Raw genomic sequence first — 17,917 nt, 5'->3', positions numbered from 1 at the left:
TATGAAAAAATTAATCCTTTCATTGGGCTTATTGCTGCCGCTGGCAGGTTTTGCTCAAGACAATAACGAACTTGCCAACCTGTATTTTTCCAAAAATCTGCCTGAATTATCTGCCCATGATAAGTTGGCTTTAAATATCGCTGAGCACTTTCAACAGGGGGACAAGACCAGTAAGCCTTTTCAATCTACTGATGGCTCAGTCAGCTTTGTTTATGGCTCTGGTCAAATCAGAGTGGTCTGCGCGCCCTTGCAGGTCTGTGATATCGCCTTGCAGCCCGGTGAGGAGTTTAACGATATGAATGTAGGCGATCCGCGCTTTATTGTTGAACCGTCGATTACTGGCTCAGGCATGGATCAACAAATCCATTTGCTGATTAAACCTAAAGATGCCGGCCTTGATACTTCGCTGGTGGTCACCACCGACAGAAGAACCTATCATTTCCGTTTAAAGTCCGATCGCTATGACTTTATGCCTTATGTTTCCTTCACCTATCCCGATGAGGCCAAAGCCAAATGGCGGATGCTGAAACGTATGCAGGCTGTACGGCAAAAGGAAAATACTTTTGCTGAAACCAATGAGTACCTCGGCAATCTGAATTTCAATTACAGGATTGAAGGCAACGCACGATTCAAACCGGTTCGGGTCTATAACAATGGCGTTAAAACCATTATTGAAATGCCGGCCAATATGTCGCAAAACGAAGCCCCAGCGCTCTTGGTATTACGAGGTGGCGGGCTTTTCAAAAAGCCGGAATCAGTGATGGTCAATTATAGGCTGCAAGGCTGTCGCTACATTGTAGACAATGTCTTTGACAAGGCAATTCTGGTTATTGGCAGCGGCAATACCTTAGAAAAAATTACCATTACGAGGTGTTAGAGATGAAAAAATTAAGTCTGATACTACTGATGATTCTGTTATCAAGCTGTACAACTATGCGTTATGGCAATTTCACTACTCCAGAGGAAGGCCGTAATGTTTATCTGGCTCAGGATGCCGTGCAGCAATTAATCCGCATTTATCCCCCGGCGCAGAATACCTTTTGCCTTAATCAAAAAGTAACTGATGGTTTTGGGCGAAGTCTCATTCAAGAGATGCGAAAAAAAGGCTATGGCGTGATTGAAAACGTCCAGCAAAAGCAAAAGGCCAATTTTTTCTATGTGGTCGATGAGATAGAGCTGGGGCAATTGTATCGGGTCAGCCTGTATATCAACAGCCAAGCCTTGAGCAGGCTTTACGACAGCAACAAGAACCAGCTTGCCCCAGTTAGCGCCTGGTCGCACAAGGAGTAATATTGATGAAACCAAATAATGATTTGCTGTCACCTGATTCTTCACCCCAAAAGCTCAACACAGCCGGTGTGAAACGAGTTAATAATCTACCCCTGGTCATTGCTATTAGTGTTCTGACTGTCTTTGTCCTGCTGATTGCTTTGGTGGCATATAAGCGCGGTAATGCACAGAATCAGATCGTAGAACCATTAAAAATTGCGAGTGCCAAGAAAAATACCTTAAGCCTTGCCAATGAGATAGTGGGAAATCGCAAGGCCGGGGTCTTGCCAGCTTTTGAAGAAATTCAAACCGCTAGGCCATCAATTGACTTACCGGAACCCCTCCCAAAGCCCAAGGATTTGGAAGATCAAACTATTTCAGATACCGAAATAGAGCGCATCCGCCAGGAAAAAACGCAGGATTTTGAGGAAGCGGTCAAGGCCAAGACCGCCATCATGGTTGATAGCACCCGGTTGAACAATAACAAGCCGCCAAGAGCATTGCCAGCCAACCAGGATGAAACCATGGATATAGACGTAGCATCTCACTTTAAAGCACAACTGCAAGCCTTGCAGCAAAAGCAAAATGCAAGACCCGTGGCCTTGAATATTGGTGGAGAGGAAAACGAGATGCGCTGGCATTTAAACTCAAGGCTTGAAAATCCCAATAGTCGATTTGAGTTGCGGGCAGGCTCTGTTATCCCCGGCGTGATGGTAAGCGGTATTACCTCGGAATTACCAGGGCAAATCATCGGTCAAGTCTCGCAAAATGTTTATGACACGCCAACAGGCAAACATCTTTTGATTCCCCAAGGCACAAAACTGATAGGAGTTTATTCCAGCGATGTGAGCTTTGGTCAAAACTCAGTGCTGGTTGCTTGGCAAAGACTGGTTTTCCCTGATGGTAAAGCACTGGATATCGGCTCTATGCCTGGCTCAGATAGTGCGGGATATGCAGGCTATCGCGATCAGGTTGATCATCATTATGCAAGAATCTATGGATCTGCACTTTTGATGTCTGGCATTGTCGCTGGCATTACCTACAGTCAAAATATTAATCAACCCAACCAATACGGCTTTGCCCAACCAACCGCGGGCAGTGTTTTAAGTCAGGCCTTAGGCCAGCAATTGGGTGAGGTAACCTCGCAGCTGGTGTCCAAAAATTTGAATGTCTCTCCGACTATCAATATTCGGCCTGGCTACCGCTTCAATATTATCGTGGTGAAAGACTTAACCTTTAACCGGCCTTATCGCCAATTTGCTTATTAATATAGGAGAAATGTTATGAAATTGAGAATCATGCTTGTTTATCTCTGGTCGCTTCATGCTTTTGCAAGCGGTGCACCTGTGTTCGACGTTGCAAACTGGATTCAAAATGCGAAAATGATTACAACTCAACTAAGTGAGTATAAGACGCAAGTTGATCAGTACAAAAACCAGGTTAATCAATACCAGAATATGTTGGCAAATACAAAGTCACTGACTTCCTTTGAATGGGATAACGCCAACTCAGTTATTAATAACTTGCTTGAATCAACGGATACCATTGATTATTACAAGCAAGAAGCTGGCAGTTTGCAAGGCTATCTTGACCGCTTTCAAAGCCAGGAATATTACCAGAAGACGTCCTGTTTTAATGACAGTGGCCAATGTTCAGCTGAAGACTTAAGAAAAATCAAACAAACAAGGCTCGCGGCTTCCGTTGCCGAAAAGCGCGCCAATGATGCCATGATCAAAGGCATCGACAAACAACAGCAAAGCTTAAAAGCCGATTCCGCCAAACTCCGTACCTTGCAATCCCAGGCGCAAAGTGCCGAAGGTCAAAAGCAGGCACTTCAAGCTGCTTCGCAATTAGCCAGTCAACAAAATCACCAACTCATGCAGATCCGGGGTTTATTGATGGCGCAACAAAATGCCCAAGCGGTAAAAGATGCTGCGGCTGCCGACAAGAAAGCCATTCAATCGGCAGGAGATGAGCGTTTTCGCGCAGGAAGCTACCACAAAAGCTCAGGAAAAAAATGGTAGTTCAATTCAAATAACAAGGAGAAACAATGAAAAAAATAGGTCTGAAAATAGTAGTTCTGGCTTGTTTACTGTCCGGTTGTGACAGTGCAGAAACCAAGGCAAGCAAAAAAGCCACGCATCTGGCCACCCTGACCTGTGAAAGCAGCAGAGAAGGTCGCACCACTGAGGAATTGCAAGTTATTGGGGATGCCTGCTTCAAGCGAGGCAGCTATACCAAAAGTTCTGGAAAAAAATGGTGATCCTATGAAAAAAAAGACAATCACCTGTTTAATTGCACTCTTTATACTGGTGTTTTCCATTAACAGTTATGCCCAAGGCGGCGGTATAGACAGCAGGGATTTGCTGGATAATATCCTGTATCGGTTTTCCAGCACAGCATCCATGTGGAGCCAAACCTTGCTCGCCTATGCCCGTTACCTCTTTTGGTCTTTGGCCTTAATCAGCATGGTCTGGACTTATGGTCTTATGGCTTTGCGTCGGGCAGATATTCAGGAGTTTCTCGCTGAAACGGTGCGATTTTTTGTGGTTGTCGGCTTTTTTTATTGGCTTCTAGAGAATGGTCCGGCCATTGCAACAGCCATCATGGATTCCATGCGCAAGCTCGCCGCTAATGCTTCGGGGATTGATGCCCATGTATCGCCATCGGATATTGTCGATGTGGGTTTTGATATCGTCTCCAAGGCGATTGATAACTCATCCATTTGGTCACCAGCCGCCACCACAGTCGGCTTGATAGTCGCCGGGCTGATTTTGGTGGTTTTGGCACTGGTCAGTATTAACATGCTGATTGTCCTTATCACCGCCTGGATTTTAACCTATGGCGGCATCATTCTCTTAGGCTTTGGTGGTGGTCGATGGACGCAGGATATTGCTATTCAATACTACAAAACCGTGCTGGGTATCGCCTTGCAGGCCTTTGCCATGATTTTGATTATTGGCATTGGCAAGTCTTTTGTTGATCAATATTACGCTGCCATGGCAAAGGACATTTTATTGAAAGAAATGTTTATCATGCTGGTCGTTGCCATTCTTTTGCTGGTACTCGTGAATAAAATCCCGCCTGTATTAAGCGGGATTGTCACGGGTGGCTCAGGTGGTGGCGGTGGTCTGGGCTTGGGTGGTGCCTTGGGTGCTGCAGGAATTGCTGGCGCCGCTCTGGCCAGCGCTGCTGGCACAGCAAGCGCTGAAGGTGCCGGTGGTTTATCAGCATTGAAGGCCGCCTTCAATGCTGCATCGCAAAGCAGCACAGGCACTGTTTCAGATGGCGGTTCTAGCCCTAAATCTGGCGGATTAAGTGAAGCCATGGGGCGGGCAACCCAATTTGCCGGTCACTTCGGATCTCATTTGGCCGCAGGTGCCGCAGAAGTCGCGCGTGAAAAGACAGCCTCTATCCGAGAAGCCTTCTCGGCGAAAGTTGCAGAAACCACGGGGGGTAAAATCGCCGATGCCATTCATCAACGAATGGATGCCAACAATGACTCATCCCCACCAACGCCGCCAGACTCACCCGCGCTAAACGTCAGATCAATGGGTGCGCCAGAAGGAAGTTTTAGCGCAGGCACTGATGAAGTCAGTCAGTTTGTTAATCGCAAGGTCGCCGGAGACAGTCAATGACACTGAACAAACCCAATAAAGCCATTGGCCCTCAAGTGAGACAAAAGCCTAATCAGCGGTTTAACCTGCCGCTGATTAGCTTGGTCTTGCTGTCTGTGATAGTCAGCCTGCAAATAGGCACCCAATATTTGGCCTGGAAATTTCATTACCACGAAAATTTAGGCTTTTCGCTTGCCCATGTTTATCTGCCTTGGCAGCTTTTTTTATGGAATTTTAAATATCACCAATACTACCCGGATTATTTTAACGCTGCATTTGGCATCGTGGTGATGAGCACAAGTCTTCTTTTGATGATGGTGATTCTTGTCAGTCAACAACTTAAAAAAGGTGAAATCAGCGAATACCTGCATGGTTCAGCGAGATGGGCCAATATGGAGGATTTAAAAAATGCCAGCCTTATTGGCCATGACGAAGGGGTCTATGTTGGGGCATTTGAAGATGAACAGGGCGAGATACACTATCTGCGCCACAATGGCCCAGAGCATATCTTAACCTATGCTCCCACCCGCTCTGGCAAAGGGGTTGGGCTTGTGATTCCCACCCTGTTATCCTGGAAGTATTCCTGTGTTATTACCGACTTAAAGGGCGAGCTGTGGGCAATGACAGCCGGTTGGAGACAACAATATGCCAACAACAAAGTTATCCGTTTTGAACCAGCGACATTAAAAGGCTCAGCCCGCTGGAATCCGTTAGATGAAATCCGGGTAGGCACGGAATCAGAGGTGGGTGATGTGCAAAATCTCGCAACACTGGTAGTTGACCCTGACGGCAAAGGCCTGGAAACCCACTGGCAGAAAACCTCGCAAGCCCTTCTGGTCGGATTTATTTTACATGCGATTTACAAGCTAAAAAATCAGGGAGAACCCGCCACCTTTCCCAACATCGACCACATGCTGGTTGATCCCAATACCAATATTGCTGATTTACTGATTGAAATGACTCAATACCCGCATATCGAAGGCAAAACCCATCCGGTTATCTCTGCCTCTGCCCGCGATATGATAGACAGGCCTGAGGAAGAAGCCGGTTCAGTCTTATCGACTTTGAAATCCTATTTGGCTTTATACCGTGATCCGGTGGTCGCTTTTAATGTCTCTGATTCGGATTTTTGTATCCGCGATTTGATGAACCATGAAAGCCCGGTGAGTCTTTATATAGTGACCCAACCCAACGACAAGGCCAGACTACAACCCTTGGTTCGGGTTATGATTAATATGATAGTGCGCCTCTTGGCTGACAGGATGGAGTTTGAGCGTGTGCCAGATGAAAAGGGTCATTCTTATGTGCGAGCAAAAAGAACTTATAAACATCGCCTGCTTTGCATGATTGATGAGTTTCCAAGCTTAGGCAAACTCGATATTTTGCAAGAGTCTTTAGCCTTTGTTGCCGGATACGGCCTCAAGTTTTATTTAATCTGTCAGGATATCAATCAGCTAAAAAGCCGTGAGCGCGGTTATGGCCCGGATGAAACAATTACATCCAATTGCCATATCCAAAATGCCTACCCGCCAAACCGGGTGGAAACGGCCGAGCATTTATCCAAGCTGACGGGGCAAACCACCATCGTTAAAGAACACATCACTACCAGCGGCAAACGCATTTCAACATTTCTCTCGCAAATATCTAAAACCATCCAGGAAGTATCAAGACCATTATTAACAGTCGATGAGTGTTTGCGCATGCCAGGACCAAAAAAGGATGCCAATGGCTTGATCACTGAGGCTGGCGATATGGTGGTTTATGCAGCGGGCTTCCCTGCGATTTATGGCAAGCAACCACTGTATTTTAAAGATCCGGTTTTCATTGCCCGAGCCGCCATCGAAGCGCCGGAAGTATCCGATATCTTGCGTTTTCGATTAAGCAAGGATGAGAAAATTAGATTATGAAGCGGTTCTCTGTCTGCCTAATTAGTTTAATTGGCTTAGCATATCTTTTGATCAGCATGGGATTTCGCATCAATCTCACCGATTCAATTCCTGTTGGCTTATATCGCATCACCCATGAGGGCGAGCTCAAGAATGCCTATGTCATCTTTTGCCCTGATAACAGGCCAGCTTTCAGGATTGGCCTTGATAGAAGCTACATAGACCATGGTCTTAACTGCGGAGGTTATGGCTATTTGATGAAAAAGGTGGTGGCCATCCCTGGTGATATCGTTTCAACAACCAAAGCCGGTGTCTTTGTAAATAAGGCGCGTATTCCTTTCTCGAAGCCGAAGTTAAAAGATGGACTAAATCGCCCCTTACCCCAATGGCATGCCACAAATTATCAACTCAGCAAAGACGAGCTGATGACCATGACCAGTCAAAGCGAATGGTCTTTTGATGGTCGCTACTACGGCCTTGTTCAAACAAGGCAAATCAAGGGAATGTTAAGACCCCTATGGGTCATCAATAAACTGGAGAAAAGTCATGACGAATAAAAACGAACTAATGGATGTAATTTCAGAAAAATTCGAGGATTTGGTCATCCCCGGATTTTTGGTTGAAGTCAGTCCAATTGAGGCGGACATCATGGGCGCATTTGTTGAAGATGCACTTAGCGAAGATGAGGCTATGGAGGCAGCTTATGACTAAAATGCCCTACCACCAAATTGTGGCCAACCAGATTATTGAAAGTCTAAAAGGCGGAACGGCACCCTGGCTAAAGCCTTGGGAGCCAGGGATTGGCAATGAACAGGTTCCCTTTAATCCCGTCACTGGCAAACGTTATCGCGGCATCAATGCTCTGTATTTGATGCTCAATCAAAGCGATGACAATCGCTGGCTGACCTATAAACAAGCGCAAAGCATTGATGCGCAGGTGCGAAAAGGTGAGAAAGGCACCAACATTCAATACTGGAAATTTAACGAGGAACGAGTCAAAGAAGATGAGACTGGACGCCCTGTACTTGATGAGCAAGGCAATTCAGTCAAAATTCAAGTCAGCCTTGAAAGACCCCGGGTCTTTTATGCAACAGTTTTCCACGCCTCACAAATTGAGAACATGCCAGCCCTTGTAACAAAAGAGCCGGAATGGTCTATGGTGGAAAAAGCAGAAAAACTATTGCTGCAATCCGGTGCTGCCATTTTTCATTCAGAATCAGACAAAGCCTTTTACATACTTTCGAGCGATAGTATTCATCTGCCACCCAAAGAACAATTCAAATCCGCTGCCAATTATTATGCCACAGCACTGCATGAACTTGGTCATTGGAGCGGCCATCCTTCAAGGCTTGACAGGGATCTGGGGCATCCCTTTGGCAGTGAGGCCTATGCCAAGGAAGAACTTAGAGCAGAAATTGCCAGCATGTTATTAGGGGCTGAACTCGGCATTGGTCATGACCCATCACAACATACTGCCTATATTAAGTCATGGATTCGGGTTTTGGAGGATGATCCCCTCGAAATTTTCAGAGCCTCTGCAGACGCTGAAAAGATTGTCCATCACATCTGTGCTCTTGATCAAGTTCAGGAAATCCAGCAGGCACAGCCCATAGAAATCAGGGAAGACAGCACTATTGAGAGAAGAGTTATGGAAAATGCACAACTCACCACTGAAAAGACTTGGTTAGGTATTCCCTTCAAAGACAAAGAGATAGCCAAAGCCCTGACAGGAAAACTGCCTGATGGCACAGCCGCAATCGCCTGGGATATAGCCCAAAAATGCTGGTATGCAAACCCGGGTGTTCCTTTAGATAAAATCAAGCCATGGTTACCCAATCCACAAGCATTGGCCCAAGACAAAGCCATCTCCCCAGAAGATGAATTCAAAGAGGCACTGAGTAGCATGGGGGCAATTGTCTCAGGCAAACACCCTGTCATGGACAGCAAGCCGCACCGAATCGAAATGGATGGGGATAAACAGGGTGAAAAGGCTGGATTCTATGTGGCTCATTTAGACGGTATGCCGGCTGGCTACATCAAAAACAACCGTACCGGGGAAGAGCTGAAATGGAAAAGCAAAGGCTATGTTTTGACTGATGAACAAAAGTTGGCGCTCAAGTCTCAAGCCCTACAAAATCAAAGAAATCGCGAGCTTGAGATTGAAGAGTCGCAAAGAAGTACGGCGATTATGCTCAAGAAAAAATTATCCCTAATGAATGAGATAAACGAACCAACCCCCTATTTGAAAGCAAAAGGAATACAGGTTCATTCTGGCGTTTACACTGATGAAACCAACAATTTAACCTGCGTTCCTGCCATCGATACTGAAGGATCCATTTGGACGGTTCAATATATCGCCGATGATGGCACTAAGCGCTTTGCAAAAAATTCGAGAAAAGAAGGTTGTTTTCATGTCTTGGGCGGGCTGGATAAACTGGCCAATACCCCTGTAATTATCATCGCCGAAGGCTATGCCACTGCCGCAACAATAAAAGAAGCAACAGAGCTACCAGCCGTTGTTTCAGCCTTTGATTCAGGCAATCTTAAGTCAGTCGCCAAAGCCTTGCATGAAAAATATCCACATATCCCGATAATGATCGCTGCCGATGATGACAAACATCTTGAGCTAAGCAAGGGCATGAATCCGGGCAAGGAAAAGGCCACAGAAGCCGCCATGGCCGTCAATGGCATGATTATCTTGCCAACTTTTGCACCCAAAGAACAGTCTGAAAATCCCAGAAAATTTAGCGATTTTAATGACATGGCCAAGTATAGTCGCCTGGGCGTGGAGGGCGTTAAGCGACAGTTTAAGTCGAAAATAGAAAAGTTCATAAAAAAGCATAATCAACCACGCTATTCAAAGCAAGGTAATGTTGTTCACATCGCTTAAAACCAATCAGTAATGATATACTAACGGCTTTGATGCTTTTACAATAAGTTGCAACATCTCATTCCGCAATAAGATTTTGCAACGCTGGATGCATTGGCTGATGTTTTTTGGAGTATAGCTAATCTATGAAGAAAACCATTTTTGATGATGTTGATAATTTAGAAAAAGAAGCCGTTCTTTTTGGCCTACAATGGGAAACCAAAGCTCAAATCATGGCGCAAATTCGCAACGAGTGTCTGGAAATTGAAGAACATCTGGAGGCAAAGGACAAAAGAGATGCCTTGCAGGATGAAATAGGTGATTTAATGCACGCAGTATTTTCCTTATGCACTTATTGTAACTTTGATACCGAGCTTACCCTGCGAAAAAGCCTGAATAAATTTGAATATCGGTTAAATGCCATGAAGGTTATTGCTAAAGAGCAGGGTTTGGATAATTTACAGGGCAAATCATTTGATGAGTTGATGCACTACTGGGATTTAGCAAAACAAAGAACTATGATTCCAGAAAATGCAGGTGTTCATGGGACCAAAAAAGCGCTCCAGTTATGGGAAAAGGTAAAACAGAAAGAGTTGATTTTAAATAATGTCTGGTGTGGTCAATGCAGTGGGGTATGCAGAATGATATCCCCTGTGGCCATAGAAAGTGGCAGAACAATTACGCTTGAAGGCGAGTGTGCAACATGTGGTTTCAAGGTTGCTAGATATCTGGATGAAGCATGAAAGATAATGATGCAGCTACTCCCTTCAGAGAAACTATTTAGCCTAAAAAATTACCGTCGCACATGGTTATCAGGTTTGACTCTTTTGCGCTCCAGCTTATCAGGTGCATTATCCTGCAATAGCACTTCACCTCTTGCGGCGAGCTGAACCACATCGAGTTGGGGCAGGTCTCGCAGGCCGTTTTGATTTTCGGCCGGCGTGCCGCAGCTAGTGCGGTAAGGGTTGGGCTTTGTTCTTGTTTTTCCCCACTTTCTTCGGCCTCCTGTTCTAGTAGCTTCATCGTTTCCAGAAGCTCTTCTTCCATTACTATATCGGTTTCGTCTTGCATGTTCATTGTTGGTCTCCTGTTTCAGTTTAGTTCGTTGGGCTTCAATATCTGGATCAGCGAAGGTGATTGGGATGTTATGTTGAATCACGATTTGCAGGATGATTTTTTTAAATAGCGGCGAGCCATTTACCCGAATACAGTTGCCATATTGCCGCTGCGCCATTTCCAGCGCTTTTATTAATGTGTTAATCGAACCGCCTTTAGAAATTTTGATCTCATGGCCATTATTTCTAATGACGGCCTTATCGATTTTGTATATCTCTGTGCCTTCTTTGGTGATCGAGTCAAGGATATTGAGATCGGTTGGGGATGTATCTGCTCTGCCGCCTGACAGGGAGTATTTGCTTTTGTTCTTTCGATTTTTAAAACGCAGTGCGGTTAAAGCATCCTGATCCCCGGTCTCTGCCTTATACCTCAACCAATCAGCCCAGGTTCGATTCTGATGCCCGTTAATCTGGTTTTGGCGTTGGGTGGAATAGTTGTTGCGAATTCTCTCAATCTCATCCAGGAGTGTCTTGCTGATTTGCCCATACAGAAGTTTTTTCTGAATGATCGGCATTTTCATCAATTTCAAGGCCTTTCTTTTTAGCCTGGCTCGCTTTTTGGCTTTTTCAATAGCACCTGCCTTGGCTTGTCGCAGTGTTTTGAGCTTGTCTGCAAGGATGATTTTGTTCTTAAGCCTTTCATCACGATAACGGGCATACAGCTCGGAATTGGACATGGTCTTGCTAAGTGGTTCATAGTGATAAGTATTTTTTGAACCGGCCTCACTCTGAAATAAGGCGGGTGTAAATTCCCCCAGTTTGGACAGCAGGTTCTTTTTGGAAAAATTGCGGGAAACGGAACTGGCTTTAACCATTAGCCCCTTCTTGTCACAGAAAACAAATCCATTGGCTCTAAGCTTAATTGCCAACTCATGCGCTGCCAGTGTTTGGTGAAGCTCATTCCAGCTGCTGGCCGCCTCTATTTGATCCTTACAATGGCGTTTCATCCAGTTAATCAAGCTTTCAATACCGGAATGCTGCTCCATGTCATCGGCTAAATTTTCAGACCGCCCCTTTAGGGTTTTATGATTGGTTATTTCCAGTCCATACTCAATTTCCAATTGGGTTGCCACCTCCGCAAAAGTTTTATAAGCCCTGTATGGCTCAATCATGTTGAGGGTTTTGGGGTGGATTTTATTGATTGCGACATGGATATGAAGATTATCCGTGTCATGATGGACGGTGCTGATTCTCTGGTGATCCTTAAACCCAATAGAGGAGACAACCCGGTCTTCGATGACGTCCAACAGCTTATCAGACAGTATTTCCCCCGGGGCAAAAGAGATTAATAAATGATAGGTTTTATCTGCGATAGCCCGTTGATTTTTGGCTTGAGTTGCCAATACTTCCTGAACAGCCCAGGTGGGATCGATACTGTTGCAATTGGATAGGTTAATCTTTCCCACCCGTTCCTGTTTATCCTGGGGGTTGGTGATGTAATGGACCAGGCCTGAAAAGCTGCTAAGTCGTGCCGTTTTCATAGGGATATGGCGAATAATCATAGCTTTTTCACCACATCAAACATGGCCTCTTGTAAAACCCTGATTTTCTTTAGCAGAGTTATTATCGTGGCATGGTCAAAATGCGCGACGCGTTTATCTTGGGTCAACCAAAGTTTTAACAGTCCACCAAGTCTACCGACATCGGCATTGATTTTGGCAAGCTGGATTACTTGATCTTTATCTATGACACTTTGCAGCGGATACCCAAGACTGATTCGTCTTAAATATTCCGCGATAGATAAACCGGCATTAGCCGCGTTGGTTTTAATTTGCGTTTCTTCATTGGGCAAAACAGGCACACGAAGATGGCGACCGTTTTTTCGGGTGGGGGATTTGGTTTTATCGTCCATAAGGATGCTGACCTCTTTTAATAAGTGGTTATGCAATCCTTTGGTTATCTGTTTATGACCTCAAAGCGCGAGCTTTCCGTTGAGCACCGAAGGTGCGAATAAGGCTCGTGAAGTTTGATGACCAGCTCGCTGGTTAGCTAACTTCACCTATCTTGCCCAGCATTTTGAGTTCATTGACTGGCATACTAGCAGGTAATTTTATGTAATTTCAAGGTTATTTTGTGAAAACACATAATAATTACTGATAATTACCAATTATTACGATAAATAACATATATGTCTGTTTAAGAGGATCTTCAATTACGACAAAAGGAAAGAAAGTAACATAAGCTATTGCAGAACAGCGCAATATTTCATACCATCAGAAAGAACAATAATAAATTGACGGTATGACATGGGAAATTCCCTCAGCGAACGAATCGCAGCAAAGCAGATAGAAAGGAAAGTCTCTGATAAATCTGTAAATAAAGCCGCTTTTCTTGCGCTAAAAAAAGATATAGCTTCAGCGCTGACTGACGGCTGGTCCATAAAGCTTGTCTGGGAAACCTTAGTTGAGGAAGGCAAAATCTCATTTTCTTATAAAACTTTTTGTGGCTATGTAGCACGTTTGATTGCTGCAGAAAAGCCGTCTATGCAGGAAAACACCAAGGATGATGAAAAGGCTAAAAGTAAAGCAAAGAACGAAATTCGCGGCTTTACTTTTAATCCAAAACCCAACCTGGAGGAACTCTTGTAATGGCAAAAATTCATATCACACTGCAAGGCAAAGGCGGCGTCGGCAAATCATTTATTTCAGCAACAACTGCACAATACAAACACCACAAAGGTCAAACCCCTCTGTGCATTGACACCGACCCCATCAATTCAACCTTTCATGGTTTTAAAGCCCTCAACGTCGATCATATTCAAGTGATGAGCGGTGATGAAATCAACCCCCGACTTTTTGATGCACTCATCGAAAAAATTGCCTCAACAACGAATGATGTAGTCATTGACAACGGTGCCAGTTCTTTTGTACCGCTATCTCATTACCTCATCAGCAACCAAGTTCCAGCTTTGTTAAAGGAATTAGGTTATGAAATGGTGATTCACACTGTCATCACCGGAGGCCAGGCCTTATTCGATACCATTAATGGCTTTGCGCAGCTGATTGACCAGTTTGCAAATGAAGCACAGTTTGTTGTCTGGCTCAATCCCTATTGGGGAGCCATAGAGCATGAAGGCAGAGTATTTGAACAACTGAAAGCCTACCGAGATAACAAAGACAAAATATCAGCCTTAATTCAAATCCCCGATCTGAAAAAGGAAACCTACGGCTGGGATCTTACCGAGATGTTGCAACAAAAGCTGACCTTTGATGAAGTCCTGGGTATGCCAGAGAAAAGCATCATGACTCGCCAGCGATTAAAAATTGTTCGTGATCAGCTATTTAGTCAATTAGATAATGCCAGGGTGATCTAATGCCAGATAAATTTGATGCAGCTATTCAGGAGATCGCCGTCAAACATGGTGTGGTTTTAAGCAAGGATGATCCGATTCTCATCCTGCAGACTATGAATAATAGATTGATTGAAGATGTCCGACAGGCCCAAGCTGCTATGTTGACCCAGTTCAGAGAGGAAATGGAGAGCATTTCCTCTCAATGGAGAGACGATGCCAAGGAAAAAGCTGAAAAAATTATTAATGCTGCACTAGCGGGTAGTAAAGAGGCAATGGCCAGATTATTGCTGGAATCTACTAACATATCGGTTCAATCTATGGAAAGGATTATATCTGATTCATTGGCAGAAGCTCATGATCTGTCACAACAGACAAAGAGGTTAGGTTGGTTTATGTTGGTGTCGTCAGTGGTTATATTAGCGGCATCTTCTTTCTTTATGTTATTTTTGCTCGTTTGAATTGTAAGGAAAAAAGTATATACGAAAATTAATTTGTCTTAAGCAATTTGATTTGCATTACTCGAGTAATTGAGTTGCCTAGCTAAAGCGTTGATAGTTTAAATATGGTAAAATTTGTTACTGAAACTAAAAAGAGATATTAAAAAATGACAAAGCGTATCTTCATTGTTGGCCATATGGGTGCAGGCAAGTTTATATTTACAGAAGCATTGGCTAAAAAATTAGGATGGCAAATTGTCGATGCAAACCCAAGTATTGAACGTTACATTGGCCGGCAGACACGAGATATTCTGGGCGAGCAAGGAGTCGCTGCGTTTAATCGCTGTCAAGCAGACATCATTGCTCATTGTACTGGAAAAGAAAATGTTGTTGTTTTATTGGAAGAGTGTGTTGTATCAAGCGAACAATGTCGGAAATTGTTATCCTCTGAATTTGTTGTTTATTTGAAGGTCTCTATTCCAACTCAACTGAGTCGTATGGAAAATGGAAGAGTTTCATCACTTCCCGTGGATGATATGAAGAGTTTCTTGGAAAAACAACATAGTGAACGAGATGCTTTCTTTGAAGAAATCGCTACCTTGATTGTTGAATCTGTTGGTAGTTCAGATCAAGTTTCTGAAATCAATAAAATTGTTGAAGAAGATGTTAACAAAGTTATGATGGCTCTTGAGAAGTAATATTTAAACCGAAAAACGAGCGGTCTCTATGTGCGCTTATGATGCTGTTTTTAGCAAAAATTAATTAAAGAGAGATTGGTTATGAATGAAAATACCATCAAAATTACAAATCATGTAAAACTTGTTGTAAAGGCGGGAAAGCGGGATGAGCTGCTTAATGTTCTTGAAATCTGTGCTGCATCAAGTAGGAAAGAGCCAGGCTGTGAATATTATGAAATTATTCAAAGTATAGCTAACCCAGATGAAATTACTCTCGTAGAAAAATATTCAAATTATGAAGCATTTAATGCTCATTTTAATAATCCTGATATCCGTGCCTTTATTGATAAAAAGCAGCATGAATTACTTTCGTCTATGAATAATAGCGTACATATTACTCGGATTGATTGCTTGGGCTCAAGAGGTCAAGATGAAGCGTCAAAGTTGTCATTTCGAAAAGAAATCATATCTTAATTTCCTCTAGGAAGGGACTGCAATCCTGAGATCCCACTTTTTGAACTTGAAGGGGGAACTACGTGGAACAAAATATAACTGAGGTAACTTTGCCAGGTCAATTAGTTCCTTTCATATGGCGCTATTTGAAAAATAGAAAACTTTATTTATCTGTGTTTCTTTTATGTGGGCTATTGGGAGCGGTAGAAATGACTCTCAGTCCTTACTTATTAAAAGTAATTATTGATGCTGCAGCCCATTTTCCGGAAAACACTACACTGCTGAACGCTATATTAATTCCTGCCATTGTATACGCCTCATTACCAATGATTTTAAACATATGTTACCGTTTCAACACTTATCTGTGCTTGCGCTTATATCCTGAAATTAAATCGACAATCTGTAAAGATATGTTTACTTACTTAATGAGACACTCGCATGATTTTTTTCAAAATCATTTTGCGGGAAGTTTATCTAAAAAAATTTCTGACATGGCTGAAAATATAGAAGAGGTAATTAAAACGCCCTTTGAATTATTTTTTCCAAGAATATTTTCAATCCTGATTGCCAGCATTACCCTATTTACGGTCGTGGATCCAATTTTTGGCACCATACTCTTTGTATGGTCTATTACTTTTATGGGACTGTCTTATGTCGCAGCAAGAAGTTCGGAAAAAATCTCCAGAAACCTGTCTGAGGCAAGCGCTAAGGTAGATGGCACCATGATTGATGCCATTTCTAATGTTATGGCCGTAAAATTATATGCTAATCTTCCTCAAGAAATTTCTAATATTGATAAAGATATTAATCAAGTAGTCAAAAATGATCGAAAATTGCAATGGAAAAATTTAAAAGTAAACTTTGCTCAGGGAGCGGGTGTTACCCTCTTGATGGGTACAATGTTATTTTCTCTAATTTATGGCCGTCTGCATGGCACAGTAAGTCCCGGTGATTTTGCTCTAGTAATGATAATATCGCTTACTTTTCTTGATGGGGTATTCAGAGTAGGACACGAAATGCAACGATTTTCTAAAGTAATTGGGGCTTGTAATCAAGCTTTAAGCTTTGTTAGATTGCCCCATGCAATTAAGGATATCCAAGGAGCATCTCGTATTAAAGTAACAGATGGCGAGATTAAATTTAAAGATGTTAGTTTTCAATATACCAATAACAAATCCTTATTTAGCAATTTAAACGTCGTCATCCATCCTGGCCAGAGTGTAGGTTTAGTGGGTTATTCAGGCGGTGGCAAATCAACTTTTATCAAATTAATTTTACGATTAATTGAACCACAAGCTGGGAATATCTTGATCGATCGCCAAGATATTCTAAAGGGAACAATACGTTCACTAAGAAAGCAAGTAGCAACTATTCCACAAGATCCCGAATTGTTTCATAGAACTATCATGGAAAATATCCGCTTTGGAAGAACTGAGGCAACGGATGAAGAGGTCATCGCAGCGGCAAAAAGTGCAAAATGCCATGAATTCATATCAGAGCTACCAGAACAATATCAGTGCTTGGTTGGCGAACGTGGTGTAAAATTATCGGGCGGACAAAAACAGAGAATAGCAATAGCAAGGGCTTTTCTCAAACAAGCCCCTATTTTATTATTAGATGAAGCTACGTCAGCTTTAGATTCAATAACAGAGGATTATATAAAAGAAAGTTTGCATGAATTAATGATTAATAAAACAACACTTGTAATAGCACACAGATTATCGACTTTAAAAAATATGGATAGAATATTGGTGTTTGTTGATGGAGAAATTGTGCAAGATGGGTCATTGGAGGTATTACTTCAAGATAAATCTGGTCATTTTTATAAACTGTGGACTAGCCAAGCTGAAGGGTTTATTACACCTGATGCCCCTACTTTTTAAATAAAAATGGCCAGAGATGCTGAGCTTTCTAAAACGGGCGATTTTTGGAATATTATAGCTGAGAAACGGGTAAGATGTTATCCGATGACCATCTCACCAAAAACAATTTCTTTCGTAAAAATATTGTAAAAATTCCAAAAAAGAACAAAAATAAGCCAATTCCATATATAATCTTTTTATTGTTAAAGATTTGACTTTGGAATCCTTCATGAAAAAAGACAAGAAAGAAAAACGTCAGCCCGTTCCTGAACCAACCACAACGGCTGAACCAAAAAACTCTTCAGCTTCAATAGCACTACTGATATAGGCGCGGATTTTTAGACGAAAAAAAGGTATTTTTAAGAGCTATTCTTCTAATATAAGAGGGGAATAGAATGACCAAAAAGCGAAATTATTACACTGCATCAAAAAAATCAAAA

19 protein-coding genes are annotated in these 17,917 nt (G+C 42.9%); 17 read left to right on the top strand and 2 right to left on the bottom strand.

The annotated features are described in order from the left end of the window. Position 1 precedes the first annotated feature (1 nt). From trbG to ELY15_RS00045, 11 genes are all read left to right on the top strand, one after another. Positions 2-877, top strand: a complete 876-nt coding sequence (gene trbG / locus ELY15_RS00090) for a P-type conjugative transfer protein TrbG (RefSeq protein WP_127097627.1) — start codon at positions 2-4, stop codon at positions 875-877. A gap of 2 nt (positions 878-879) precedes the next feature. Then, a complete protein-coding gene (locus tag ELY15_RS00085) occupies positions 880-1,290 on the top strand; it encodes a conjugal transfer protein TrbH (RefSeq protein ID WP_127097626.1) in 411 nt (136 codons plus the stop codon). Positions 1,291-1,295: 5 nt separating this feature from the next. Continuing rightward, positions 1,296-2,537, top strand: coding sequence for a TrbI/VirB10 family protein (locus ELY15_RS00080; RefSeq protein ID WP_127097625.1), 1,242 nt, complete (start codon positions 1,296-1,298; stop codon positions 2,535-2,537). A 15-nt stretch (positions 2,538-2,552) separates the two neighbouring features. Then, the gene (trbJ, locus tag ELY15_RS00075; RefSeq protein ID WP_127097624.1) at positions 2,553-3,293 is read left to right on the top strand and encodes a P-type conjugative transfer protein TrbJ; all 741 of its coding nucleotides are present in this window, start codon (positions 2,553-2,555) and stop codon (positions 3,291-3,293) included. A gap of 26 nt (positions 3,294-3,319) precedes the next feature. Next, positions 3,320-3,532, top strand: coding sequence for a hypothetical protein (locus ELY15_RS00070; RefSeq protein ID WP_127097623.1), 213 nt, complete (start codon positions 3,320-3,322; stop codon positions 3,530-3,532). Positions 3,533-3,536: 4 nt separating this feature from the next. Next, positions 3,537-4,907, top strand: a complete 1,371-nt coding sequence (trbL, locus tag ELY15_RS00065; RefSeq protein WP_127097622.1) for a P-type conjugative transfer protein TrbL — start codon at positions 3,537-3,539, stop codon at positions 4,905-4,907. Further along, positions 4,904-6,793, top strand: a complete 1,890-nt coding sequence (locus ELY15_RS00060; RefSeq protein WP_127097621.1) for a type IV secretory system conjugative DNA transfer family protein — start codon at positions 4,904-4,906, stop codon at positions 6,791-6,793. Before trbL ends, ELY15_RS00060 begins: the two co-directional genes overlap by 4 nt. Beyond that, entirely contained in the window at positions 6,790-7,329 is a 540-nt protein-coding gene (gene traF, locus ELY15_RS00055; protein ID WP_127097620.1) for a conjugative transfer signal peptidase TraF, read from the top strand. Before ELY15_RS00060 ends, traF begins: the two co-directional genes overlap by 4 nt. After that, a complete protein-coding gene (locus tag ELY15_RS16345) occupies positions 7,319-7,483 on the top strand; it encodes a hypothetical protein (protein ID WP_199744125.1) in 165 nt (54 codons plus the stop codon). The genes traF and ELY15_RS16345 overlap by 11 nt, the downstream gene beginning before the upstream one ends. Next, positions 7,476-9,662, top strand: a complete 2,187-nt coding sequence (locus ELY15_RS00050) for a zincin-like metallopeptidase domain-containing protein (RefSeq protein ID WP_127097619.1) — start codon at positions 7,476-7,478, stop codon at positions 9,660-9,662. Before ELY15_RS16345 ends, ELY15_RS00050 begins: the two co-directional genes overlap by 8 nt. A gap of 125 nt (positions 9,663-9,787) precedes the next feature. Beyond that, positions 9,788-10,384 (top strand): MazG nucleotide pyrophosphohydrolase domain-containing protein, encoded by a 597-nt coding sequence (locus tag ELY15_RS00045; protein WP_127097618.1) that lies wholly within the window; start codon positions 9,788-9,790, stop codon positions 10,382-10,384. A gap of 50 nt (positions 10,385-10,434) precedes the next feature. Here ELY15_RS00045 and traI read toward each other — a convergent pair whose 3' ends face one another. Continuing rightward, the gene (gene traI, locus ELY15_RS00040; RefSeq protein WP_127097617.1) at positions 10,435-12,258 is read right to left on the bottom strand and encodes a TraI/MobA(P) family conjugative relaxase; all 1,824 of its coding nucleotides are present in this window, start codon (positions 12,256-12,258) and stop codon (positions 10,435-10,437) included. Continuing rightward, entirely contained in the window at positions 12,255-12,608 is a 354-nt protein-coding gene (traJ, locus tag ELY15_RS00035) for a conjugal transfer transcriptional regulator TraJ (RefSeq protein WP_127097616.1), read from the bottom strand. The genes traI and traJ overlap by 4 nt, the downstream gene beginning before the upstream one ends. 394 nt (positions 12,609-13,002) lie before the next feature. Between traJ and ELY15_RS00030 the strand changes: the two genes are divergently transcribed. The 6 genes from ELY15_RS00030 to ELY15_RS00005 all read left to right on the top strand — a co-directional run bounded on the left by ELY15_RS00030 (position 13,003) and on the right by ELY15_RS00005 (position 17,498). Continuing rightward, entirely contained in the window at positions 13,003-13,344 is a 342-nt protein-coding gene (locus ELY15_RS00030) for a TraK family protein (protein ID WP_127097615.1), read from the top strand. Continuing rightward, positions 13,344-14,069 (top strand): ArsA-related P-loop ATPase, encoded by a 726-nt coding sequence (locus ELY15_RS00025; protein WP_127097614.1) that lies wholly within the window; start codon positions 13,344-13,346, stop codon positions 14,067-14,069. The genes ELY15_RS00030 and ELY15_RS00025 overlap by 1 nt, the downstream gene beginning before the upstream one ends. Then, positions 14,069-14,506: a conjugal transfer protein TraM gene (locus ELY15_RS00020; protein ID WP_127097613.1), complete on the top strand. Its 438-nt coding sequence runs from the start codon at positions 14,069-14,071 to the stop codon at positions 14,504-14,506. The genes ELY15_RS00025 and ELY15_RS00020 overlap by 1 nt, the downstream gene beginning before the upstream one ends. A 146-nt stretch (positions 14,507-14,652) precedes the next feature. Beyond that, positions 14,653-15,183, top strand: a complete 531-nt coding sequence (locus tag ELY15_RS00015) for a shikimate kinase (RefSeq protein WP_127097612.1) — start codon at positions 14,653-14,655, stop codon at positions 15,181-15,183. Between the two features lie 81 nt (positions 15,184-15,264). Continuing rightward, a complete protein-coding gene (locus ELY15_RS00010; RefSeq protein ID WP_127097611.1) occupies positions 15,265-15,636 on the top strand; it encodes a putative quinol monooxygenase in 372 nt (123 codons plus the stop codon). Between the two features lie 62 nt (positions 15,637-15,698). After that, positions 15,699-17,498: an ABC transporter ATP-binding protein gene (locus tag ELY15_RS00005; RefSeq protein ID WP_233586438.1), complete on the top strand. Its 1,800-nt coding sequence runs from the start codon at positions 15,699-15,701 to the stop codon at positions 17,496-17,498. Positions 17,499-17,917: the final 419 nt, after the last annotated feature.

Source organism: Legionella sp. km772 (assembly GCF_003989735.1).
Classification (GTDB): Bacteria; Pseudomonadota; Gammaproteobacteria; order Legionellales; family Legionellaceae; genus Legionella.
Note: the sequence above shows the minus strand (reverse complement) of the source record. Positions and strands in the feature narration are given on the sequence as shown.